This is a genomic window from Streptomyces monomycini, from assembly GCF_022271435.1.
Lineage (GTDB): Bacteria > Actinomycetota > Actinomycetes > Streptomycetales > Streptomycetaceae > Streptomyces > Streptomyces monomycini.
The window spans coordinates 69,400-91,687 of the sequence record NZ_JAFIQY010000018.1 but is presented as its reverse complement, the minus strand read 5'-3'; the positions used below and the strand labels follow the sequence as shown (position 1 = coordinate 91,687).

At 74.8% G+C, this 22,288-nt stretch carries 19 protein-coding genes and 1 tRNA gene; 11 read left to right on the top strand and 9 right to left on the bottom strand.

Going from position 1 to position 22,288, the window contains the following annotated elements; translation table 11 throughout:
- Nucleotides 1-18: 18 nt before the first annotated feature.
- The 3 genes from JXZ78_RS21195 to JXZ78_RS21185 all read right to left on the bottom strand — a co-directional run bounded on the left by JXZ78_RS21195 (nt 19) and on the right by JXZ78_RS21185 (nt 2,779).
- Complete coding sequence (locus tag JXZ78_RS21195) at nt 19-201, bottom strand: hypothetical protein (RefSeq protein ID WP_238783271.1); 183 nt, start codon at nt 199-201, stop codon at nt 19-21.
- Nucleotides 202-251: 50 nt separating this feature from the next.
- Nucleotides 252-2,063: a serine/threonine-protein kinase gene (locus JXZ78_RS21190; protein ID WP_030023225.1), complete on the bottom strand. Its 1,812-nt coding sequence runs from the start codon at nt 2,061-2,063 to the stop codon at nt 252-254.
- A 263-nt stretch (nt 2,064-2,326) separates the two neighbouring features.
- Nucleotides 2,327-2,779: a MarR family winged helix-turn-helix transcriptional regulator gene (locus tag JXZ78_RS21185; RefSeq protein WP_030023226.1), complete on the bottom strand. Its 453-nt coding sequence runs from the start codon at nt 2,777-2,779 to the stop codon at nt 2,327-2,329.
- A gap of 248 nt (nt 2,780-3,027) precedes the next feature.
- On the opposite strand from JXZ78_RS21185, the gene JXZ78_RS21180 reads away from it, so the two are divergent.
- Nucleotides 3,028-3,702 (top strand): DUF4956 domain-containing protein, encoded by a 675-nt coding sequence (locus tag JXZ78_RS21180; RefSeq protein ID WP_033039308.1) that lies wholly within the window; start codon nt 3,028-3,030, stop codon nt 3,700-3,702.
- Entirely contained in the window at nt 3,699-4,502 is an 804-nt protein-coding gene (locus JXZ78_RS21175) for a polyphosphate polymerase domain-containing protein (RefSeq protein ID WP_030023229.1), read from the top strand. The genes JXZ78_RS21180 and JXZ78_RS21175 overlap by 4 nt, the downstream gene beginning before the upstream one ends.
- Before the next feature lie 298 nt (nt 4,503-4,800).
- Here the strand turns inward: JXZ78_RS21175 and JXZ78_RS21170 are convergent, their stop codons facing one another.
- Both JXZ78_RS21170 and JXZ78_RS21165 read right to left on the bottom strand, forming a co-directional pair.
- A complete protein-coding gene (locus JXZ78_RS21170; protein ID WP_030023230.1) occupies nt 4,801-6,264 on the bottom strand; it encodes a sensor histidine kinase in 1,464 nt (487 codons plus the stop codon).
- A 2-nt stretch (nt 6,265-6,266) separates the two neighbouring features.
- Nucleotides 6,267-7,019 (bottom strand): response regulator transcription factor, encoded by a 753-nt coding sequence (locus JXZ78_RS21165; protein ID WP_050502875.1) that lies wholly within the window; start codon nt 7,017-7,019, stop codon nt 6,267-6,269.
- 232 nt (nt 7,020-7,251) lie between these two features.
- Between JXZ78_RS21165 and JXZ78_RS21160 the strand changes: the two genes are divergently transcribed.
- The 4 genes from JXZ78_RS21160 (at nt 7,252) to JXZ78_RS21145 (ending at nt 10,967) form a co-directional block, all read left to right on the top strand.
- Nucleotides 7,252-7,830 (top strand): hypothetical protein, encoded by a 579-nt coding sequence (locus JXZ78_RS21160; RefSeq protein WP_050502876.1) that lies wholly within the window; start codon nt 7,252-7,254, stop codon nt 7,828-7,830.
- Between the two features lie 176 nt (nt 7,831-8,006).
- On the top strand, nt 8,007-9,365 hold the full coding sequence (locus tag JXZ78_RS21155) for an aspartate aminotransferase family protein (RefSeq protein ID WP_030023234.1): 1,359 nt from the start codon (nt 8,007-8,009) through the stop codon (nt 9,363-9,365).
- Between the two features lie 222 nt (nt 9,366-9,587).
- Nucleotides 9,588-10,265, top strand: a complete 678-nt coding sequence (locus JXZ78_RS21150; RefSeq protein WP_030023235.1) for a GntR family transcriptional regulator — start codon at nt 9,588-9,590, stop codon at nt 10,263-10,265.
- Nucleotides 10,266-10,316: 51 nt separating this feature from the next.
- A complete protein-coding gene (locus tag JXZ78_RS21145) occupies nt 10,317-10,967 on the top strand; it encodes a putative DNA-mimic protein (RefSeq protein WP_030023236.1) in 651 nt (216 codons plus the stop codon).
- A 60-nt stretch (nt 10,968-11,027) separates the two neighbouring features.
- On the opposite strand, the gene JXZ78_RS21140 is transcribed toward JXZ78_RS21145, so the two are convergent.
- Entirely contained in the window at nt 11,028-11,762 is a 735-nt protein-coding gene (locus tag JXZ78_RS21140) for an SLATT domain-containing protein (RefSeq protein WP_030023237.1), read from the bottom strand.
- 336 nt (nt 11,763-12,098) lie between these two features.
- Here JXZ78_RS21140 and purD point away from each other — a divergent pair, with 336 nt between their 5' ends.
- The 3 genes from purD to JXZ78_RS21125 all read left to right on the top strand — a co-directional run bounded on the left by purD (nt 12,099) and on the right by JXZ78_RS21125 (nt 17,661).
- Nucleotides 12,099-13,391, top strand: coding sequence for a phosphoribosylamine--glycine ligase (gene purD, locus JXZ78_RS21135; RefSeq protein WP_030023238.1), 1,293 nt, complete (start codon nt 12,099-12,101; stop codon nt 13,389-13,391).
- A gap of 516 nt (nt 13,392-13,907) precedes the next feature.
- Complete coding sequence (locus JXZ78_RS21130) at nt 13,908-15,893, top strand: hypothetical protein (protein ID WP_372498433.1); 1,986 nt, start codon at nt 13,908-13,910, stop codon at nt 15,891-15,893.
- A 289-nt stretch (nt 15,894-16,182) separates the two neighbouring features.
- Complete coding sequence (locus tag JXZ78_RS21125; protein WP_030023240.1) at nt 16,183-17,661, top strand: N,N-dimethylformamidase beta subunit family domain-containing protein; 1,479 nt, start codon at nt 16,183-16,185, stop codon at nt 17,659-17,661.
- A gap of 25 nt (nt 17,662-17,686) precedes the next feature.
- On the opposite strand, the gene JXZ78_RS21120 is transcribed toward JXZ78_RS21125, so the two are convergent.
- A complete protein-coding gene (locus JXZ78_RS21120; RefSeq protein ID WP_030023241.1) occupies nt 17,687-18,607 on the bottom strand; it encodes a LysR family transcriptional regulator in 921 nt (306 codons plus the stop codon).
- A gap of 101 nt (nt 18,608-18,708) precedes the next feature.
- Between JXZ78_RS21120 and JXZ78_RS21115 the strand changes: the two genes are divergently transcribed.
- Together JXZ78_RS21115 and JXZ78_RS21110 are read left to right on the top strand one after the other, a co-directional pair.
- Nucleotides 18,709-20,136, top strand: a complete 1,428-nt coding sequence (locus JXZ78_RS21115; protein ID WP_238783270.1) for an MFS transporter — start codon at nt 18,709-18,711, stop codon at nt 20,134-20,136.
- Nucleotides 20,137-20,343: 207 nt separating this feature from the next.
- Nucleotides 20,344-21,246 carry a phosphoribosylaminoimidazolesuccinocarboxamide synthase gene (locus JXZ78_RS21110; protein ID WP_030023243.1) on the top strand — a complete coding sequence of 301 codons (903 nt, stop codon included), beginning with the start codon at nt 20,344-20,346 and terminating at the stop codon, nt 21,244-21,246.
- A 133-nt stretch (nt 21,247-21,379) separates the two neighbouring features.
- Here the strand turns inward: JXZ78_RS21110 and JXZ78_RS21105 are convergent.
- Both JXZ78_RS21105 and JXZ78_RS21100 read right to left on the bottom strand, forming a co-directional pair.
- Nucleotides 21,380-21,452 (bottom strand) — tRNA-Gly (locus JXZ78_RS21105).
- Between the two features lie 34 nt (nt 21,453-21,486).
- On the bottom strand, nt 21,487-22,212 hold the full coding sequence (locus JXZ78_RS21100) for a response regulator transcription factor (protein WP_106968890.1): 726 nt from the start codon (nt 22,210-22,212) through the stop codon (nt 21,487-21,489).
- Nucleotides 22,213-22,288 lie beyond the last annotated feature (76 nt).

Sequence of the window (22,288 nt, the reverse complement as noted above, 5' to 3'; positions counted from 1 at the left end):
GCGGGCCGTCGACGGGAGCTACTGCCGGTCCTGGGCGCCGCCGACGATGGAGGCCCGCTGCTGCCTGAGCCGGTAGTTCTCGTCGAGCAGCCGGTGGTTCTCCTCGATCAGTGCCCGGCTCCGGAGCACCAGCTCGCGGGACGAGGCACGGGTGTCCCCCAGTTGCCGGGCCAGGGCTTCGTGCCAGGGGTCCACTGTCACGTCATACACATGCCCGATTCCGGTACCGCCATGTCCCGCGGGGGCCGGCATCAGTCCTTCTTCGTGTACGTGAAGGTCGGCTTGCCGTCGTCGAAGACCCGGCGGAGCTTGCCGTCGGACTGCAGACGCAGGGTGCTGGGGGCGCCCGGGCTGCAGCTGGTCGCCGGGCCCGCCACGACGGTGGTCGGGCCGAGGCGCGGCGGCGGTCCGCCGTTCATGAGGATGGCCTTGAACTCGCAGCGGAACTTGGCGCCGCGCACCTCCATGGCCAGGACGGTGTCGCCGACCGCGCCCTGGGTGACGGTGAAGCGGTAGGTGTCGCTGCCGCCCTTGCCGCGCTTGGTCTCCCAGGTGCCCAGGAACTGCTGCGGGATGACGCCGGGCTCCTTGCCCGCCGCCTTGCCGACCTTGCCGTCCGCCGCGGTCACGGTGCCGCCGTCGGCCTTCGCGGCGCTCCCGTCGTCCCCGTCGGGGCTGAACCAGACGTAGGCGATGCCGATGCCGGCGGTGGCGAGGCCGAGACCGACGGCGGCGGCCAGGCCGAGGGTGCGGGCACGGGGGCGGCCGGTGGAGCGGGGGGTTCCGGCGGGGCGGCCGCGGCCGGTGGTGCCGGAACGGTTGCTGTGACTGCTGTGACTGCTGTGACTGTTGGGGCTCGGGCCGTTGCCGGGGCCGGTGCGGCCTGCGGGGCTCTTGCGGCGGCGGCCGTGGGTGGTGGCCCCGGAGGACGGGGCCATGGTGGCGTCCCGGGCGGCCGGCGCGGGCGTCGGGGCGCCGGCCGCCGCGTAGGGCGGCTGGGGCGCGGAGCCGGGAGCCAGCGGAGGCAGCGGCGCCGAGGCGGGCCCCGGGGCGGGCGTGGGGGGCTGCTCCCAGGACGGTTCCGCGGGCTTGTCCCAGGACGGGGCCCCGGGCTCCTCCCACGCGCCGTTCGGGTTCTCCGCGTCGAGCAGTTCGACGGCGTGCCTCCCCAGCTCGGCGATGAGCGCGCCCGGCAGCCACGGCTCCTGGCCGTCGTCCTCGGCCCCGGTGTAAGCGATGAGCTGGTCCGGCGTCGGGCGCTGCGCCGGGTCCTTGGCGAGACAGGCCGCGACCAGGCTGTGCAGCCCGTACGGCAGCCCGGTCAGGTCCGGGTCCTCCTGGGCGATGCGGTACATCAGCGCGTGCACACCGCTGTCGGACGTACCGAAGGGCAGCCGTCCGGTGGCCGCGAACATCAGCACCGAGCCGAGGCAGAAGACGTCGCTGGCGGGCGTGACGGGTCTGCCGCGCACCTGCTCGGGCGACATGAAGCCGGGCGAGCCGACCGCCTGGTTGGTACGGGTGAGGCCGCCGCCGACGGTCACCGCCTCCAGCGCCCGCGCGATGCCGAAGTCGATGACCTTGGGGCCGTCGATGGTGAGCAGGATGTTGGACGGCTTGAGGTCGCGGTGGACGATGCCGGCGGCGTGGATGCTGCGCAGCGCGCCCGCCAGGCCGCCGGCGAGGATGCGTACGGAGCGTTCGGGCAGCGGCGTACGGCCCTCGGTGATCACCTGCCGGAGCGAAGGGCCCGCGATGTAGCCGGTGGCGACCCAGGGCGTCGCGGCCTCGGTGTCGGCGTCCAGCACGGGCGCGGTCCACTCGCCGCCGACGCGCCGCGCGGCCTGCACCTCCTGCCGGAACCGGGCCCGGAAGTCGTCCTGGCCGGACAGTTCGGTCTTGACCAGCTTGACGGCGACCGTGCGGCCGCGGTCGGAACGGGCGAGGTAGACGCGGCCCATGCCGCCCTCGCCCAGCCGCCCCAGCAGCCGGTACGCCCCGATCCGCGGCGGGTCCTGGGGGCCGAGCTGCCCGAGGCGGCCGCGCTCTGCGCGCTCATTCACGTTCCGCTTGCCCTTTCACCTTGTTCGCCCTGTGCTCCCGGACGTGCCCTGCGGGGACGGTGCCGCAGGCGCGAACGTATCGGACGACGCCGCCGGTCCGGTTTCGGTTCCCCGGTGTCCGTACGGGGCCCCGGTGTCCGTACAGGCCGTGGTCGGGCCATGGTCGGGCCGGGGAGGTGCGGCCGGTGTGCGGTGTGGCCGGGCCGGGCGCGGACTTCGGAACGGTCGTCAGGACGCGGGCGCGAGCCCACACTTCGGTGCACTCAGTAGCCGAGGTTATCGAGCGCGCGCGACAGCGTCTCCACCGCCTCCACGGCCGCGCGGAAGTCCGGTGTGCCGCCGAGGTGTTCGGCCAGTTCGGCGGCGAACACGGCGTGTTCCGGAGTGATACGGCGCAAAGCGGACAGACCGTCATCGGTCGGTGCGAGCAACTTGGCCCGGCGGTGGGCCGGGTTGGGCCGGTACTCGGCCAGCCCCTCCGCCACCACCAGGTCCGCGACCCGCTGCACGCTCTGCCGGGTGAGGCCCAGCACCCGTGCGATTCCGGCCACGGGCAGCGGTCCGCCCGCCACCGCGCCGAGCACCTGCCGGCGGGCGGTGGTCAGCCCGGCCGGACGCGCCAGCCGCTCCGACACGGCGAGCAGCTGGCCGTTGAGCCGGGAGACGCCGAGGGCGGTCCGGGTGAGGAGATCGGGGGCGTGCGGGGGCGCTTGCATAACAGCAGCCTGTCGATGTGACAGGAGGCTGTCAATGAGGGGGCGCGGCGTCGGCCGTCCGGGTGGGCGGCGCGCGTTAACCCGTGGAGTGGGGTGGAGTTAACCCGTCCGTTCCTAGCGTCTGACGCGTACCGATCAGCGACCGGCCGATCAGCGACCGGCCGATCAGCGACCGGCCGATCAGCGACCGACCGATCACGGCTGACCGAATCACGACCGACCGATCAGCGACCGACAGGAGACACGCCATGGAGACGCTGGGGCAGCTCGCCGCCCACCTCGTGCTCGACCTCGCCGCGGTGAGCGTGCTGACGTTCGCCATCTACTACCCGCGCCACCGGCGCCGCGACCTGGTGCCCGCCTACCTCGCGCTGAACGTCGCGCTGTTCGCGGTCGTCTCGGCGCTGGCCCAGGTCGGCGAGGGCGGCACGGCCCTCGGATTCGGCCTGTTCGGAGTGCTCTCGATCATCCGGCTGCGGTCCGACTCGATCCAGCACGAGGAGGTCGCGTACTACTTCACCACCCTGGTCCTCGGCCTGCTGTGCGGCCTGCCGCACCTGGGCTTCGCCATCGCCGCGACGCTCGCCACCCTGCTGCTCCTGGTCATGTACGGCGCCGACCACCCGCGGCTGATGGCCCGCACCTGCCGGACCGTGGTCACCCTCGACGCCGTCCACACCGACCAGCGGGCGCTCTGCGACGACCTGGCGCGCCGGCTCGGCGGCGAGCCCCGCACCTGGACGGTCAAGGAGATCGATTTTGTCCGGGACCTGATGGTGGTGGACGTCCGCTTCCGTCTGCCGGAACCTTTCGGCAGGCCCGCTCGTACGACCTCACAGCGCACCGGCCGCAACCGGCCCCGCACGATCACCCGTTCCCCCGCGCACCCGCAGCCCCGTCCCCTTTCCGAGGAGACCGTGTGATTCCCGCCGTACGGGCGATCGCCCGCGCCGCCATGGCGGCGCGCCCGATAACCCTCTCCGAGCTCCAGGCCCGCGCGGAGCTGATGGCCCGCATCGACCGCAGCTACCTCGTACCGGTCGAGATCTTCGCGGACTTCGCGGCCCGGCTGACCGACCCGCGGCGCCCCGGCGGCCCGTTCCGGGCGCTGTGCATCAACGGCCGCCGCTGGTTCGGCTACCACTCCGTCTACTACGACACCCCCGGCCTCCAGACCTTCCACGACCACCGGCAGGGCCGCCGCCACCGCTACAAGATCCGCGAGCGGCTGTACGAGGACTCCGGGGAACGGCAGTTCGAGATCAAGCTCAAGGGGCGGCGCGGCGAGACACTCAAGCGGCGGCAGCCGCTGCTGCCCGGGGAAGCGACGCTCGGGCGCGGCCCGCGCGGCTTCCTGGCCTCCGTCCTGCACGGCACGTACGGCATCGGCGCCCCTGAAGAACTGGTGCCGTCGCTGGTCACCGACTACCGGCGCGCCACCTTCGTCGCCGACGAGCAGCGCATCACCTGCGACGCGGACCTGGTCTGCCGGGACGCGGGCACCGGCCGCAGCGTACGGGCCGACGGCGGACTGGTCCTGGTCGAGACGAAGACCTCGGTCACCGGCCACCTGACGGAGGCGGACCGGCTGCTGCACACCTACGGGCTGCGCGCCGCCGAGTTCACCAAGTACTGCGGGGCGATGGCGGCGCTGCGGCCCGGGCTGACGGCCAATCAGTGGCGGCGGGCGGTGCGGGAGGCGTTTCCGCGGGCTGCGGCTTAGGCCCTGTCGTCACATTCCCGCCTGCCGCGCGCCGCCTGGCACGCACTCCCCCAGCTACCGCTGGGAGGGACCCCCACGCGGCGTTGCCGAAACGCCCGCGTAGCTCCTCCCCCAAGGCCTGAAAGGCCAGGGGGTGCCCCCATCGAGGGCGCTCCGGCGCCTTGCGATCGGCTCGGCTTCCGAAGGACAAACGAAAGAGCCGAGACGGAGCGCAGCGAAGTGCACCAGACGCCGCGCGGCCGTCCTTCGGGCGAACGACGGGAACGTGACGACAGGACCTATGGGCAGGCCGCACGTCTCAGGCGCGGCGGTCCGTGGCCGCCGGGCCGAAGCGGGCTGTGACGCGGGCACCGCCCCCGGACGCCGCGCCGCACTCCAGCGAGCCGCCCGACTCCTCCGCCGACCGGCGCACGATGTCCAGGCCCAGTCCCGTCGATCCGCCGCCGCTGCGGCCGCGCTCCGGGACGTGCCCGGCGGGGAAGCCGGGCCCGTCGTCCTCGACGGTGAGCAGGCATCCGCCGGAGTCCTCACGGGCGACCGTGACGCGCAGCCCCGCGCCGTCCGGGGTGTGGTCGAAGACGTTGCCGATCAGGGCGTCCACGGCTGCGGCCAGTCCGGCCGCGTCGGCCCGTACGACGGCCGGACCGGCAGGGGCCTCGAAGGCCAGCTCGCGGCCCTGGTCCTCGGCCAGCGGGCGCCAGAAGTCGGCGCGTTCGCGGGCGACGGCGGACAGGTCGGCGCGCGGGGGGTGCCGGGTGCCTGCTGCCGGCGCCGTACCCGGGCCCGCCGTAACCGCATCCGTCCGGACGGGGCCTGACGCGCCCCGCCGGGCCGCCGCCCCCGGACCCGCCGCGCCGCGCCGGGCCGCCGCGCGCAGCGGTTCGCGCGCCGTACGGATGATGTCGTCGACGCTGCGCTCCAGCGCCGCCACGTCCGCCGCGATCCGCTCCGCCTCCGCCGGGTCGCGCAGCCCCTCCGCGTTCAGGCGCAGCGCGGCGACCGGGGTGCGCAGCCGGTGCGCGAGGTCGGCCGCGTCCTCCCGTTCGGCGGTCAGGAAGCCGTCGATACGGTCCGCCAGGTGGTTCACCTCGCGCGCCACCGCACGCAGCTCGGGCGGCCCGGACGGCTCGGCGCGGGCCGCCAGGTCGCCCGCGGCCAGCCGGTCGGCGACCCGGGACAGCCGGCGCGCCGAGCCGACCAGGCGGGCACCGAGCCGGTCGGCGACCAGCAGCCCCAGCAGGACCAGGGCCACGCCGATCCCGGCGAGCTCCAGCGAGGAGGCCAGCGTGCCCGCGTACAGCTGGCTCTCCGACAGCGCGACGAGGACGACGGCGGTGCCGTCCGCCACGCCCTGCACCGGCACCAGGACGGTTCGGCCCCCGGAGGGCGGCTCGTACGTGAACGCCCGCCCGTACCGGGCCAGCCGTACCGCGTCGGTGACGGGCGTGGCGGGCCCGAGCACGGCGCCGTCGGCGAGCACGACCGAAGTACGGGGGAGCCCCGGGCCGTTGGCGGAGTCGACGATGCCCGCGGCGGCCCGGCGCGCGTCCGGCGCCCCGTTCGACGGCCCGCCGGACCCCGCGCCCCGCCTCCCGGCCAGCGCCTGGCCGACCCCGGTGGCCAGCGAGTGGGCGCGCGAGGTGGCGTCGGCGGTGGCCCGGTCGGCGGCGTGGCTGCGGGTGAGCAGGGCGAGCGGGACCAGCAGGGCGGCGAGGACGAGCGCGGTGGTCGCGGCGGTCAGGAGGAGCAGGCTGCGGCGCATGGCTACGGCTTGCGGGAACGGGTGGGGCCGCTGGTGTGGCCGGGGCCGTCAGGAGCGGGGGCCGGGCCGTCCGCCGTCTCCGGAGCCGCCAGCTTCACGCCCACCGTACGGACCGTGTGCAGGTAGCGCGGCCGCTGTGCCGTCTCGCCCAGTTTCCGCCGCAGCCACGACAGGTGGACGTCCACCGTCTTGTCCGCGCCGCCCAGCGGCTGCTGCCACACCTCCGCCAGCAGTTCCCGCCGGGAGATCACCTGCCCCGCGCGGCGCGCCAGATAGGCGAGCAGGTCGAACTCGCGCGGGGTCAGGTCCAGGGGCTCGCCGTCCAGGGCCACTTCGCGCGCGGCCGCGTCCACGCGCAGGCCGCCGACCCGGAGCGCGGGTTCCGGTTCCGCGGTGCCGAGGCGGCGCAGCACCGCCTTGATGCGGGCGTCCAACTGGGCAGCCCCGAAGGGCTTGACGATGTAGTCGTCGGCACCGTCACCGAGGACCGCGACCATGTCCGGCTCCTCGTCGCGAGCGGTGGCCACGATCACCGGTACGTCACTGACGGCCCGCAGCATCCGGAGCACCTGCGCGCCGTCCACGTCCGGCAGACCGAGGTCCAGGACGACGAGGTCCGGGCGGTCCGTGACGGCGGCGTCCAGGCCGGACATGCCGGTCGCCGCGGTGGCCACGGCATGGCCGCGGTCGCGCAGCGCGCGCAGCAGAGCGCCGCGCAGCTGGGGGTCGTCCTCGACGACGAGGAGGTGGGACATGCCCGTCACCGTAACCAGGCACCCCGGCCCGGCGGGAGACGCCGCGGGCGACGGCACGCTCCGGGCCAGGGGTTTGTCCGCGTCTTAACCGGACGTTAGGAAAGGGTGCGGGAAGGTGCGGCAAGGTGCGGGGGACGGTGACGCGGGCCGTACGGGCGCCGGAGCCGTAGGGCGGACCGGCAGGAACGGCAGGACCGGCAGGATCGGCAGGATCGGCAGAAGGGACGGCGCGATGGCGTGGCGCAGTGTGGCGGCGACGGCGGCCTGGGTGTGCGCGGTGGCCGCGGCGGGTGGTCTCGGTGCCTGGTCGCTGGCGAGCGCCGACACCGGCGGCCGCAACGCGCGGGCCGTACCGCTGGACGACGGGGGCGTACGGGACAAGCTCGCCGCGGCCCGCGCCGCCTCGCCGGAGCCCGGGCCGGGGTCGGGGCCGGGGCCGGGGGTGCCCTCGGGGTCCGCCGGGACCGGCCCGTCGGCCGGATCGCCCTCGGGCGCGCCGTCCGGATCGCCGTCCGGTTCCGGGCCCGCCTCCGCGTCCCCCTCCCGGCCCGGGGGCGGCGGAACGATCCGCCTGGCCGGGGGCAGCGCCACTGCCGAGTGCCGTACGGACGGCCGGGTCTACCTGACGGTCTGGAGCCCGGCCACCGGTTACCGCGCGGACGACGTACGGCGCGGGCCGGCCGCCACCGCCGCGATCGAGTTCGAGCCGCTCGACGACCACTCCGGCGACGACCACTCCTACACGCTCCGCTGCGCCGCGGACGGCCGCCCGCAGGCCGCACCGGCCCCGGACGACGACGATGACGACTGAGCGCCGCCCGGAGCCGCCCGCCCTGGAGCTTCCTACAGCCCCACCGACAGACTGTCCGCGCCCGTGCCGAGCGCCATACACAGTGTCGGTACCTCGCGCCGCGCGGCGGTCCCTAGGCTGAAGGCGTCCGCCGTACCGTGCCCCTTGGCGGGCCCGAGCGATCCGAGGTAGTGCCCGTGACCACGACGCAACCCGACCCGGCAGCCGGCGCGGCGGTGCACGCCGCCGACCGCGCGCACGTCTTCCACTCCTGGTCCGCGCAGGGCCTGATCGACCCGCTGCCGGTGGCCGGCGCCGAGGGCTCGTACTTCTGGGACTACGACGGCAACCGCTACCTCGACTTCTCCTCCCAGCTGGTCAACACCAACATCGGCCACCAGCACCCGAAGGTCGTCGCCGCGATCCAGGAGCAGGCCGGCAAGCTGTGCACCCTCGCGCCGGGCTTCGCGGTGGACGTCCGTTCCGAGGCCGCCCGGCTGGTCGCCGAGCGCACCCCCGGCGACCTCGACAAGATCTTCTTCACCAACGGCGGCGCCGAGGCCGTGGAGAACGCGGTCCGGATGGCCCGGCTGCACACCGGCCGGACCAAGGTGCTGTCCGCCTACCGCTCGTACCACGGCGCCACCGCCGCCGCGATCAACCTGACCGGCGACCCGCGCCGCTGGCCGTCCGACACCGCGTCGGCCGGTGTCGTGCACTTCTGGGGCCCGTTCCTGTACCGCTCGCCCTTCCACGCGGAGAACGAGGCCCAGGAGTGCGAGCGCGCCCTCGCGCACTTGGAGGACACGATCGCCTTCGAGGGGCCGCAGACGGTCGCCGCGATCATCCTGGAGACCGTCCCCGGCACCGCCGGGATCATGGTCCCCCCGCCCGGCTACCTGGCCGGCGTCCGCGAGATCTGCGACCGGTACGGCATCGTCTTCGTCCTGGACGAGGTGATGGCGGGCTTCGGCCGTACGGGCCACTGGTTCGCCGCCGACCACTTCGGTGTCACGCCGGACCTGCTGACCTTCGCCAAGGGCGTGAACTCCGGCTACGTACCGCTGGGCGGTGTCGCCATCTCGGCCGAGATCGCCGCCACCTTCGACCGGCGCCCCTACCCGGGCGGCCTGACCTACTCCGGCCACCCGCTGGCCTGCGCCTCCGCCGTCGCCACGATCAACGCGATGGCCGAGGAGAAGATCGTGGAGAACGCGGCGGAGATCGGCGAGCGGGTCATCGGGCCCGAGCTGCGCGCCGTCGCGGAGCGCCACCCCTCGGTCGGCGAGGTGCGCGGCCTGGGCGTCTTCTGGGCGCTGGAGCTGGTCAAGGACAAGGAGACGCGCGAGCCGCTCGTCCCGTACAACGCGTCGGGAGAGGCCAACGCCCCGATGGCCGAGTTCGCGGCGGCCTGCAAGCGCGGCGGCCTGTGGCCCTTCGTGAACATGAACCGTACGCACGTCGTGCCGCCCTGCACCGTGACGGAGGCCGAGGCGAAGGAGGGCCTTGCGGCTTTGGACGCGGCGCTGTCGGTGGCGGACGCGCACACGAGCTGAGACGGGTACGGGCACGGGTTCGCGCCCGTACCGGGGGCCGGGTACGGGCGCGCGGCCGGGGCTCCGGCCCCCGGCCGTCCCGTGCCACTCCCGCGCCACCGTCGCCCCGCCCGTCCCCCCTCGCCTATCGTGAGGGCGAGGGCCGCTCTCCTTACGCGGTCTACGGACCATGCGGTCGCACGGGCCCCCGGGGCCACGAGGCCGCCGAAGGAGACGGACACGATGCCCGCCGGCCCAGGCAGCGGAGTCATACGGCGCAACACCCTGCGCCAGCAGATCGCCGACGCGCTGCGCGACGAGGTGCTGGCCGGACGGCTGCCCTGCGGAGACCAGTTCACGGTCAAGGAGATCGCCGAACAGTACGGGGTCTCCGCGACGCCCGTCCGCGAGGCGCTGCTCGACCTGTGCGCCCAGGGGCTCCTCGACGTCGAGCAGCACCGCGGTTTCCGGGTGCACGCCTTCACCGCCGCCGACTACCGGGCCATGATCGAGGCCCGCACCCTGATCGTCGAGGGCATCTTCCGTACCCGCGCCGAGCGGGCGCTGAACACCGTGTCGCCCGCGGTGATGATGTCCATCAGGCGCCGTGCCGAGGAGGCCGAACGGGCCGCCCGGGCGGGCGACATGGACGTACTGATCGGGTACGACCTGCGCTTCTGGCGCGAACTGGGAAGTCTGGTGGGAAACCCGTACATCAGTGATTTCCTGGACCGGGTACGGGTCCAGAGCTGGGTCTTCGCCGTGCCGCTGCTGCGGCGCGAGCCGGACCTGCGCGGCCGGCTGTGGCACGGCCACCGCGATCTGGTCGGCGCCGTCGTCCGGCGCGACCTGACCGAGGCACAACGGCTGGTACGCGAGTACAACGAGCACTCCCTCGCCCTCGTCGGTGGCCCCGGGTAGCACTACGCTGTCCCGACCGCCCCCCACCCGACTGGAAGCGAGTCTCGTCTCGTGGCATGTGACCTGTGGCTGGTCCCCCTTGTCGATGTGCTGTGCCACAGCCCCGACAACCCCTTCTCCGAAGAGATCGCCGCCTACGACCAGGCCCTCACGGAAGCGGGGCTGCCGCCGGTCCCCGTCTTCAGCTACATGCCCGGCCTGTCCGGGGACGTCGCCCCGGTGGCGGGCTTCGACTACGACGCGCTGCACTTCCTGCGGCGCGCGTACCTGCTGAAGATCTGCGGCCTCGAAGTGACGCCGGTGGACGAACTGGGCGGCGACTACGAGCAGTTGCTGGAGATGTTCGAGACCACGGCCCAGCAGTCGCACCTGGTCTGGCACTACGACCACGCCGGGGCGTACGTCCCGGTCGACTTCCCGCACCCGCTGGCCACCGACGAACTCCTGGAGGGCGGCGGGCCGCTGGGCTCCGCGCACGGCCTGCTGCGCGACCTCGAACTGGTCGCGCCGGCCATCGGTATCGATCCGGCCAATCCGCCGGCCGCCCCGCAGGCCCCGTCGCGCCCCACCACGCTGGAGGAACGGGTGGAGGGACTGCCGCCGGACGACAGTCCGTTCGCGCGGGAGCGGCACGTCTGGCTGGGGCTGCACGCGGCGGCGACCCGCAGCCTGGGCCAAGGGTCGATGATCGTCTTCAGCTGACGGTGGCCGGCCACGGCCGGTACGGGGGCGGCCGCCGGCCCGCGCGAGCGGTCGTACGCCTCAGCGCGGCGACTCGGGCGGCCGCTGCCGCGGCATGTTCGGGCGGGTGCCCGGCGGGAGCGTGATCCGGCCAGGTTGCGGACCGCCGGGCTCCGGGCGCTGCCCCCACTGCGCCGTCGCCCGCGCGGCCGGCGGCAGCGGGCCCGGACGGAACTGCGCCATCCAGTCGGCGGTCTCGGCCCGCACCAGCTCCGCGATGTCCTCGTTGAACCGGCGCAGCACGCCCAGGCAGCGCTCCGCCGCCTCACCGGCGGTGCCCTCCGTCGGGCCGAGGACCTCGCGGACGTTCTCCGACGCCCAGTCGAACTGGAGGATCTCCAGCCGCCGTTGCACCGCCTGCGCGGTCGCCACGTCCCGCATCCAGCCCGCGGTCACCCCGAAGAACCGGTCGCCGGCCACGCACACCGCCGCGACCAGCAGCGCCAGATACCCCCACTTCGCGCCCCCGGGCACCACCCCGGTCAGGTCGAGCAGCGGCAGCAGGCCGCCCACCGCCACCCCGGCCGCGGCCCCCAGGCGCAGCGCCCGCGCGCCGCGCCGTTTGGCCACCCGGTCGTGCAGGTACCAAGAAGCGGCCCGCAGGGCGCCCTCCTCGACCCAGTGGTACAGCTCGTCGAGGCGCTCAGCCGGCTCGCCCCAGTCCCCGAGCGGGAAGGTGCGGCTCCCCAGGTCGCCGCGCCCGCCCCCGCGCTCCTCCCGAGGGAGCCCCTCGGGCTGCATCTCCGGCTGACTCACCCGTGCACTCCCTCATGCAGATACGTGCGATGCGCGCGGTACGTACGAGACGGCCGGTGCGCATCCTCCTTCCTACCGCCGAACGGTGGGCCTCGCCCCCAAGATCGCTTTATTTCCGCCCGGAAGTGGTGCGGAATCCGGTATAGGACCATGCCCGCTCTCACTCGAAAGAGTTGCCACTGCCCGGTGGCGTACGGTTTCCACGGCTTCCGGCCCCTTTGGTTGCCACCTCCTGGTCCCCGCCTCCTGCCCGGCCCGCCCCGACCACCGCCCGGCCGCCGGGGGCCCGTGGGGGCGCCGCCCCGCGCCCACGCCCGCGCCGACTAGGCTGCTCACGTGAAGGTCCTCGTCATCGGCGGCGGCGCCCGCGAACACGCCCTGTGCCGCTCACTGTCCCTCGACCCCGACGTCACCGCGCTGCACTGCGCCCCCGGCAACGCCGGCATCGCGGAAGTGGCCGAGCTGCACCCCGTCGATGCCCTCGACGGCGCGGCGGTGGCAGACCTGGCACAGCGCCTGGAAGCGGACCTGGTGGTGGTCGGCCCCGAAGCGCCGCTGGTCGCCGGGGTCGCCGACGCCGTCCGCGAGCGCGGTGTCCCGGTCTTCGGGCCGTCCGCGCAGGCGGCCGTGCTGGAGGGCTCCAAGGCGTTCGCCAAGGACGTGATGGCCGCCGCCGGGGTGCCCACCGCCCGCAGCTACCTGTGCACCACCCCCGCCGAGATCGACGCCGCGCTGGACGCGTTCGGCGCTCCGTACGTGGTCAAGGACGACGGTCTGGCGGCCGGCAAGGGCGTCGTGGTCACCGAGGACGTCGAGACCGCGCGTGCCCACGCACTGGCCTGTGTGGGGGCACCTCCCGCGCCGTCCAGGCAGCGGGGGAGTGTGGTCATCGAGGAGTTCCTGGACGGCCCCGAGGTCTCCCTGTTCGCCGTCACCGACGGCGAGACCGTCGTGCCGCTCCAGCCCGCCCAGGACTTCAAGCGCGCCCACGATGCCGACGAGGGCCCGAACACCGGTGGCATGGGCGCCTACAGCCCGCTGCCCTGGGCCGACCCCAAGCTGGTCGACGAGGTGCTCCAGAGCGTCCTCCAGCCCACCGTCGACGAACTGCGCCGCCGCGGCACGCCCTTCTCCGGGCTGCTGTACGCGGGACTGGCGATCACCTCGCGCGGCGTGCGCGTCATCGAGTTCAACGCGCGCTTCGGCGACCCGGAGACCCAGGTCGTGCTGGCCCGCCTCCGTACCCCGCTGTCCGGGCTGCTGCACGCCGCCGCGACCGGCACGCTCGCCGCGCTGCCGCCGCTGCGCTGGAGCGACGACGCGGCGGTGACGGTCGTGGTGGCCTCGCACAACTACCCCGGTACGCCGCGCACGGGCGACCCGATCGGCGGTCTGACGGAGGTCGCGGAGCAGGACGCGCCCGGCGCGTACGTCCTGCACGCGGGCACGAAGAAGGACGCCGCCACGGGCGAGGTCGTCAGCGCGGGCGGCCGGGTGCTGTCCGTGACGGCCACCGGCACCGACCTGGCCGCGGCCCGGGAGCGCGCCTACCGGGCGCTCGGCCGGCTCACGCTGGACGGGTCGCACCACCGTACGGACATCGCGGCGCGGGCGGCGGGGGAGAGCTGAGGGCCCGTCCCGGCGCTGTCGCGGCCCGGATCGGCCCGCTTCCCGGGTCGGGCCGGGCCGCTTTCGGATCGCTTTCGGGCCGGGCCGGGTCGCTTCCCGGGTCGGGCCGGGCGGTGTCCGGTGGGGTGCGGGCCGTGTCCGGCCGGGCCCGCGTGGCGTCCGCTGCACGCCGTTCCGGGCGTACCGGACGATTTTGGCCGGGAAATGGCTCCCGGCTTTACCCAAAGCCATTCCATCGAGTGACCGCACCGCCATCCGGCTGACGGGGAGGGGAGCCCCAACTAGGGTTCCCCGCAAGCGTCGTGTGGCGCCCGTGCCGCCCGGCGGCGCGGCTGTCACGGCGGCGTCCGGCAAGTGGCTCACCGGCATTGCGATGTCAGTGGCCGGTGCCACAGTGGTGAAGAGTGAGCGACGCAGCCGGAAGCCGTCCGCGGCCCCGGCACCGTCGCCCCGCTCTCGTCTCGACCCGTGTTCTCTCCGTCCCGTTGATCAGGGCAGCAGGGGGTGTACAGGCTGGTGGCAGGTCCGGAAGCAGGAGCAGAGGCGGCGCGCGCCCGCGCGCTCGCGGTGCTGCGGATCCGCGGCGCGGCGCTGGGCGTGGCCCTGGTGCCCGCGGCGGTGGCCGTGGTGCTGCTCGTCGGCGGCCTCACCGGCCGCATCGGCCGCGCCGACCCGGTCACGAGTTCCGGCGGCTGGGACACGGCGCGCTGGGCCGTGACCGGCCTCGCGCTGGTCGTGCTGCTGCTGGCGGCGCTGGTCACGGCCGTCGTCGTCCGGGCGCGGCCCGCGCTGAGCCCGTCGGTACCGATAGCCGAGTCCTCGGCCCCCGACCTGTACCGCCTCGTACGGGACCTGGCCGACCGCCTGGAGGTGCCCGCGCCGTCCGCGATAGCCCTGACGCCCGACTGCGACAGCTGGCTGGAGGACCGTACGCACCGTGCGCACGCCCCGCCCCGCGGCACGGCGGCGCGCGACGGCCGGGGCGCGGGAGCGCGCGGCGGCGCGCGTGCGGTGCAGGCGCCGGTCCTGGTGATCGGTTCGCCGTTCATGTGGTGGATGCGGGTCGCCGAGCTGCGGGCCCTGCTGGCGCCCGTCGTGGCCGGCACCGGCCCCTCCGCCAACCCGGACATAGCCGCGGCCCGCCGCTTCGTACGGGGCCTGGACGCCGCGGTGGCGGTCTCCGCGAACGCCAGGAGCCCGCTGACCGCACCGGCGCCGGCGTTCGTCGGCTGGGTCGCGCGGCTGCTGCTGCGGGCCTGCCGCGAGCACGCCCTGGAGATGGAGCGGTGCGTGGCCGCCGCCGCTTCCGAGCGTGCCCAGAGCGTCGACTACGGCCTGCGGATCGTCGCCCAGGAGCAGGTCGGGCTGGCGTACGCGGGCTGGGACCGGCTGCTGACCCGGGTCGCCCTGCCCGCCTGGCGGATGGGCCGCTGGCCCTCCCGGCTGGACGCCGGGGTGGTCTCCGCCCTCACCGAACTCTCCCGCCGCGACCGGCTGGCCGAAGGTTTCGCCTCCCGCCTGGGCGAGCGCCCGGCGTGCGACCTCCTGGAGGAGCCCGGCGCCGTGGACCGCGCCGCCTCCCTCCTCGCCGCCCGCCTCTTCCACGGCGGCCCGGCCGAGCCCGGGCCCGACTGGTCGCCGGTCGGCTGGCAGCAGTATCCGGAGGAGGTCGTGGACCGCAAGTGGCGCCAGGAGGCCGCCCGCCTGCACCGCGTCCTGGACGCCCTCCCGCCGGCCCCGGGCGAGGGCGCGCAGCCGTCGCGCCCCCCGGCGGCGCCGGAGCGGCCCGCCCGGCCCGAGTGCCGCATACCCCACCCGGCTCCGCAGTCTCCGGGCGCGCAGTCCCCGGACGCGCTGAGCCAGGCGCCGCGATCCCCCGGTCCGGGGGAGCCGCCGGCCCCGCTGTCGTCAGGTCCGCTGTCGTCAGCACCGCAGTCATCAGGGCCGCAGCCCCCGGTGCCGGGCGAGCGGTCCGCCGATCCCGGGCCGGAGAGTTCCGGTCCGACGCTGATACGGGTCATCGAACGCCTGATGGCGGACGAGGGCGCGGGCGACCTCGTGGCCGCCCGGCTCGGCGCCGAGCTGGCGCGGGAGGAGCGCGCGGAGGCGGAGCGTCAGGCGGCCCGCGCGCCGGCGGCCGACGGCCCGGACGCGGGCGCGGACGCTCCGGGTGCGCCGGGCATCCCCGGCATCCCTGGTGTCACCTGGGGTGACGGCCTCGCCGACGGGCTGCCGCTGTTCCCGATGCAGCCCCCGCGCACGGGCCGTGAGCTGCTCGCCGACCATGTGACCGCGATGGTGTGCTGTGCCGCCGTGGACACCGCCGGCGCCGCCCCCGGCCTGGACTGGCTCGACGGCCCGGTGCTGCTCGTGGACGGCGTGCGCCGTTCGGACCTGGGGCACCCGGTGCACCGGCTCGTCGACGACGGTGACGCGGGCCCGCTGGGCGACTGGCTCGGCGAGGTCGGCGTGCGGCCGGAGAAGCCGGTCCGGCTCGTGTGAGGGGCGCCAAGGGCGCGCAGGGAGCGTACGGGGGCGCATTCGGGGGCATGAAGGAGCCGAGTGCGCCTGTTGTCGGCACCTGCCGGGCATCACCCGCACGACCGGGCTGAATGTTCCCCTCCAGTTCGCCGTTCATGGCCGGAACCCTTGCGAATTCACGACGAAGGGTGACGGAGCAAGTGCGTAATGTGATGTGCTGGGGTCGGCCCCAGTCGTTCAATCGAGCACGACATCTGAGTGCCGCGGCGGCCTGCTCAGTCGGCGGGGGGACGCAGGGAGGGGAGTACGAATGGGGACGGAGCAGATCCGGCGCTGGGAGTCGGGTGCGCTTGCGCACGCGGTCACGGATCCCTTCGGACAGGGCCCGCTGCCCTGGCTGCGCGGCAGCGAGAACTACTTCGACTCCGGTCAGGTGGTCCCCTGGTACGTCGACCCGGCGGTCGCCCCCGGCGAGAAGCGCCTGCCCTCGCCCCGCTCCAGCGCCGGACCCCGTACGGCCGACGACGTCCGGCAGCAGATCAAGGGCTTCGTGAGCACCGGCGCGGTCGCCCCCGGCGAAGCCATCGACTTCCGCGTCTCGGTCGACCCGCCCCAGCCCTTCAGCATCGACATCTACCGCATCGGCCACTACGCGGGCACCGGCGCCGCCAAGATCACGACCAGCCCCCGGCTGGCCGGCATCGTGCAGCCCGCGCCGCTCACCGCCGACCGCACGGTCTCCTGCCACCACTGGTGGCTGTCCTGGCGCCTCCAGGTCCCCACGTACTGGAAGCTGGGCGCCTACGTCGCCGTCCTGACCACCGCCGACGGCCACCGCAGCCACGTCCCGTTCACGGTCCGCGACGCCCACCCCGCCGACCTCCTGCTGCTCCTGCCCGACATCACCTGGCAGGCCTACAACCTCTACCCGGAGGACGGCCGTACGGGCGCCAGCCTGTACCACGCCTGGGACGCGGACGGCTCGCTCCTCGGCGAACCGGACGCCGCCACCACCGTCTCCTTCGACCGCCCGTACGCGGGCGCCGGCCTGCCCCTGCACGTCGGCCACGCCTACGACTTCATCCGCTGGGCCGAGCGCTACGGCTACGACCTCGCCTACGCCGACGCCCGCGACCTGCACGCCGGGCTGGTCGACCCGTCCCGCTACCGCGGCCTGGTCTTCCCCGGCCACGACGAGTACTGGTCCCAGCCGATGCGCCGGACCGCCGAACTGGCCCGCGACAGCGGCACCTCGCTGGTCTTCCTGTCCGCCAACACCATGTACTGGCAGGTCGAACTGGCCCCCTCGCCCGCCGGACCGGACTCGCTGCTCAGCTGCCGGAAACGGCAGGGCCCCGGGCGGCCCGCCCTCTGGCGCGAGGCCGGGGACCCGGAACAGCAGCTGATGGGCATCCAGTACGCGGGCCGGGTGCCCGAGCCCGCGCCGCTGGTCGTGCGCAACGCCGACCACTGGATGTGGGAGGCGACCGGCGCCCACGAGGGCGACGAGCTGCCGGGTCTCGTCGCCGGCGAGGCGGACCGATACTTCCCGCGCACGCCACTGCCCGAGCACAGCCACCGCATCCTGCTGGCGCACTCCCCGTACGAGGACAGCGAGGGCGCCCGCCGCCATCAGGAGACGTCGCTGTACCGGGCCCTCAGCGGCGCCCTGGTCTTCGCGTCCGGCACCTTCGCCTGGTCACCGGCGCTGGACCGCCCGGGGCACGTGGACGAACGCGTGCAGCGCGCGACGGCCAACCTGCTCGACCGCATCTGCAAGCGGGACTGAGGCGAGGGTCTTCAGGGGGCCGCCGCTACCTCGCCGCGAACGCCCCCAGCTCCCGTGCCAGCGCCACCGTCAGCGCCCGGAAGATGCGTACCTCCGGGTTGGGGTCGCCCGCCCGCGTCGCCAGCACGCTGTGCGCGCACGGCGCGTCCAGCACCGGCACGTACACCGTCCCCGGCCACGGGTAGTAGCGGGCGAAGGACTTCAGCCCGGAGCCCGCCCCGCGGCCCGCCGCGACACTCGTCAGCACGTCGTGCGGGGTCAGCGCGCAGTCCGGGGCGCGGCGCTCGCCCTCGTCGAAGTACAGGTAGTCGGTGAACGGCCGCGGCGTGTGCCGGGGCAGCCGCAGGTACGGCAGGTCGATGATGTCCGCGACCCGGACCCCCGTCGCCGCCGCGTCCGCGAGCTGCGAGGCCGCCGGGACGGCGACGATCCGCTGCTCGGTGGTCAACACGTCCACCTCGATGCCCTCGGCCTGGATCGCGGGCCGTACGAACGCCACGTCCACCCGGTCCTCGCGCAGCGCGCTGCAGTGCTCCGTGAAGGTCAACTGGACGAGCTTGAGCGGGACTTCCGGGCGGGCCCGGCGGAAGGCGTTGACGGACGCCGGGGTGACCTCGGCCGAACCGTGGCCCATCACCCCCACCCGCAGCCCGCGCGCCGCCAGCGACGACGCCGCCGAGGCGTGCTGCGCCGCCTCGGTCACGTCCTCCACGGCGGCGTTCGCGGCGGCCAGCAGGGTACGGGCGTGGGAGGCCAGGCGGCGGCCGGCGGCGGTCGGCTGCACGGGGCCGTTGCCGCGGTCCAGCAACCGGGTGCCCAGTTCGCGCTCCAGCTGCTGCACGTGCTGGGTGACCGCGGCCGGCGAGAGGAAGAGCCGCGACGCGGCCCGCCCGAAGTGGCTTTCCTCGACCACCGCCAAGAAGGAAGACAGGCGTCGCAGGTCCATGAGTGCCACGATAAAACGATCCGGCGTCCGGTCGCGGGGGCCGTTCACGATTCCTGAACGGAGGCGGCGCCCAGGGCCTCCGGCCTCGTACAACGGCTCTCATGAGCACGCCCGCCGCCGAGCCCCGTACCGACCCGCATACCGGTCCCCGTACCGATGCCCGTACCGACCCACGCACCGGTCCCCGTACCGGTCCACGCACCGGCCCCCGTACGGATTCCCGTACCGGTCCCCGTGCGGATTCCCGTACCGGTCCCCGTGCGGATTCCCGTACCGGTCCACGCACCGGTCCCCGTACGGATTCCCGTACCGACCCCCACCGCCGCCACTGGCTGCGTGCCGGCTGGATGATGACCGCCTCCGGCTGGAGTGCCAACCAGTTCTCCGCCCTCCTCGGCGCCTACCGCGACGACCTGGGCCTGACCACGGCCACCACCACCGCCCTCTTCGCGGTGTACGTCCTCGGCCTGATCCCCGGGCTGCTGCTGGGCGGCCCGCTCGCCGACCGGCGCGGCCGCCGCCCCGTCGTCTACACCGCGCTCGCCACCGCCGCCGTGGCCACCTGCCTGCTGATGGCGGGCCCGGCCGCCGCCTGGCTGCTGTGGCCGGGCCGCTTCCTGACCGGCCTCGGCGCGGGCGCCCTGCTCACCGCGGGCAGCGTGTGGATCAAGGAATTCTCGTCCGCCCCGTACGACCCGGCCACCGCGCCCGGCACGGCGGCCCGCCGCTCCGGGCTCTTCCTCTCCGCGGGCTTCGCCTCCGGCGGGCTGGCCGCCGCGCTGATCGCCCAGTGGGCACCGCACCCGATGGTCACGGCGTACGTCCCGCACCTGGTGCTCTCGGCGGCGGCCGCGGTGGCGGCCGCCCGGGCGCCGGAGACGGGCCGGGCCGGGCTCGCGCACCGTCCGGACGCCGGGGAGACGCACTCCGCCGCCGGCGAGCCCCGGTCCGTGGTCCATGGGCCGTCCGCCGCCCCCTTCCGGCGGCTGGTCGCCCCGGTGGCCCCCTGGGTGTTCGCCGCGCCCACCATCGCCTTCGTGACCCTCCCCGGCCTCGTCGGCGACCGCCTGGACGGCTGGCAGACCGTGTACGCGGGCGTCGCCACCGCCGTGACCCCGGGCGCCGGGCTCCTCGTGACGCCCCTCGCCCGCCGGCTCGCCGCCCGGCACCGCCTCGCCACCGCCGCCGCCGGACTGGCGGCCGTCGCCCTCGGCCTGCTCGTCGCCGCCGGCGCCGTCGCGGCCGGGCAGCCCGCCGTGGCGCTGATCGCCGCGGTGGTGCTCGGCGCCGGATACGGGCTGTGCGTGGCGTACGGGCTGACCGAGGTCGCCGCCCTGGCGCCGCCGCACCGGCTGGCCCGCCTCACCGCCCGCTTCTGGACCCTCGCCTACCTGGGCTTCTTCGCCCCGTACGTGATCACCCTGGTCAGCGCGGCGGTGCCGCCGGCCGTCATCCTCACGGCCGCGGCGGTGCTGGCCCTGCTGACGCTGGGCGCGGTCGGCCGCGCGGCCCGCCGGGACGGGGTGTGACCCGCACCCGATCCGCTCCCGACCGCTCCCGGACGCTCCCGACCGCTCCGATCCGCTCCCGGACGCCCCCGACCCGCACCCGACCGCTCCCGATCTCGCCCCCGACCAGCACCTGAGCCGGCCCCCACCCGACCCTGCGCCGCCGTTCCCGCTCCGCATACGGGAGAATCGGACCGAGGGGCCTGGATCAACCTACGCGGAGGCAGCGTGTCCGGTTTTGTAGAAAAGCCCGAGGCAGTGGAGGTACCGGGGCTCACCCATCTCCACACCGGCAAGGTGCGGGACCTCTACCAGAACGCCGACGGCGACCTGGTCATGGTCGCCAGCGACCGCATCTCCGCCTACGACTGGGTACTGCCCACCGAGATCCCCGACAAGGGGCGGGTGCTGACCCAGCTCTCGCTGTGGTGGTTCGACCAGCTCGCCGACCTGGTCCCCCACCACGTGCTCTCCACGGACCTGCCCCCCGGCGCCCCGGCGGACTGGGCCGGCCGCACGACGGTCTGCACGTCCCTGGCGATGGTCCCCGTCGAGTGCGTCGCCCGCGGCTACCTCACCGGCTCCGGCCTCGCCGAGTACCAGCAGACCCGTACGGTGTGCGGGCTGGCGCTGCCGGAGGGGCTGGCCGACGGCTCGGAACTGCCCGGGCCGATCTTCACCCCCGCCACCAAGGCCGCGGTCGGCGAGCACGACGAGAACGTCCCGTACGAGGAGGTCGCCCGCCAGGTCGGCGCCGAGGTCGCCGCCCAGCTCCGGCAGACCACCCTCGCCGTGTACGGCCGCGCCCGCGACATCGCCCGCGAACGCGGCATCGTCCTGGCGGACACCAAGTTCGAGTTCGGCTTCGACGGGGAGCGGCGGCTGACGCTGGCGGACGAGGTCCTCACGCCGGACTCGTCGCGCTTCTGGCCCGCGGACGTGTGGCAGCCGGGCCGGGCCCAGCCGTCCTTCGACAAGCAGTTCGTCCGCGACTGGCTCACCTCGCCCGCCTCCGGCTGGGACCGCAAGAGCGAGCAGCCGCCTCCGCCGCTGCCGCAGGAGACGGTCGAGCGCACCCGCGCCAAGTACATCGAGGCGTACGAGCGTCTCACCGGGCTGCCCTGGTCGTGACGGCGGGGACGGGGTGACGCCGGTCTCCGGCCGGGGGACCGGCGTCACTCCTCGCGCCTACGCGAAGGGCCCCGTACGCAAAAGGCCCCGTACGCAAAAGGCCCCGGTCATGATGACCGGGGCCTTTTCCCTGAGCGGACGACGAGGCTCGAACTCGCGACCTCAACCTTGGCAAGGTTGCGCTCTACCAACTGAGCTACGTCCGCCTGCCCCGCGCTCAGCGGCGCGGTGCGGGCTCCACTATAGCCAACCTCGGGCGCGCGCGATGCGCGCCGCCGCGTGCCGGTTCTCCGCGCACAGTTTCGCGGCGGCCGAGGAGAGGTAGTTGCGCACCGTTCCCGGCGACAGTGCGGCCCGCTCCGCGATCTCCGCGATGGGCGCGCCGTTCTCCGCGTACTCCAGCACCTCCGCCTCCCGTACGGTCAGCGGCGAGTCCCCGGCGCTGATCGCGTCGGCTGCCAACTCCGGGTCGACGTAACGGTTTCCGGCGTGCACCGAGCGGATGATCTCGGCCAGTCGCTGGGCCGAGACGGTCTTGGGGACGAAGCCCCTGACGCCCGCCTCCAGGGCCCGCTTCAGATGTCCGGGACGCCCGTGGCTGGTCACGATCATGGTCCGGCAGCCGGGCAGCCGGGTGCGCAGCGATGTGGCCACCGCCACACCGTCCAACCCCGGCATCTGAAGATCCAGTACGGCGATGTCGGGACGCTGGGCCAGCGCCATCGCCAGGGCCTCCGGACCCGAAGCGGCCTCCGCCACCACCTGGAGATCGTCTTCCAGCGCCAGCAGCGCCGCCAGCGCGCCCCGGATCAGATGCTCGTCGTCGGCGAGCAGCACTCTTAGCGGCGCCGGGGCTCCGGCCGCTTCCGGAGCCTTCGCCGGGTCCGCAGCCGTATCCCCATACGGGCCCGCGGCCGCGCGTGTGTCCGCGCCAGTGGTCACGCCTGCGCCCGTGCCCGTGGTCATGTCCGCGCCCGTCTCCGTGCCCGGCCCCCGGCCGCCCGCGCCTCCCGGCACCCTCGCGGGCATCCGCCCCGGCTCC

Excerpts from the sequence above, each read along its gene's own strand:
- JXZ78_RS21125 (WP_030023240.1), top strand. The coding sequence starts at position 16,183 with ATGGGGACGGAGCAGATCCGGCGCTGGGAGTCGGGTGCGCTTGCGCAC.
- JXZ78_RS21120 (WP_030023241.1), bottom strand. The coding sequence starts at position 18,607 with ATGGACCTGCGACGCCTGTCTTCCTTCTTGGCGGTGGTCGAGGAAAGC.
- JXZ78_RS21185 (WP_030023226.1), bottom strand. The coding sequence starts at position 2,779 with ATGCAAGCGCCCCCGCACGCCCCCGATCTCCTCACCCGGACCGCCCTC.
- JXZ78_RS21115 (WP_238783270.1), top strand. The coding sequence starts at position 18,709 with ATGAGCACGCCCGCCGCCGAGCCCCGTACCGACCCGCATACCGGTCCC.
- JXZ78_RS21170 (WP_030023230.1), bottom strand. The coding sequence starts at position 6,264 with ATGCGCCGCAGCCTGCTCCTCCTGACCGCCGCGACCACCGCGCTCGTC.
- JXZ78_RS21165 (WP_050502875.1), bottom strand. The coding sequence starts at position 7,019 with ATGTCCCACCTCCTCGTCGTCGAGGACGACCCCCAGCTGCGCGGCGCT.
- JXZ78_RS21150 (WP_030023235.1), top strand. The coding sequence starts at position 9,588 with ATGCCCGCCGGCCCAGGCAGCGGAGTCATACGGCGCAACACCCTGCGC.
- JXZ78_RS21100 (WP_106968890.1), bottom strand. The coding sequence starts at position 22,212 with ATGACCACGGGCACGGGCGCAGGCGTGACCACTGGCGCGGACACACGC.
- JXZ78_RS21180 (WP_033039308.1), top strand. The coding sequence starts at position 3,028 with ATGGAGACGCTGGGGCAGCTCGCCGCCCACCTCGTGCTCGACCTCGCC.
- JXZ78_RS21160 (WP_050502876.1), top strand. The coding sequence starts at position 7,252 with ATGGCGTGGCGCAGTGTGGCGGCGACGGCGGCCTGGGTGTGCGCGGTG.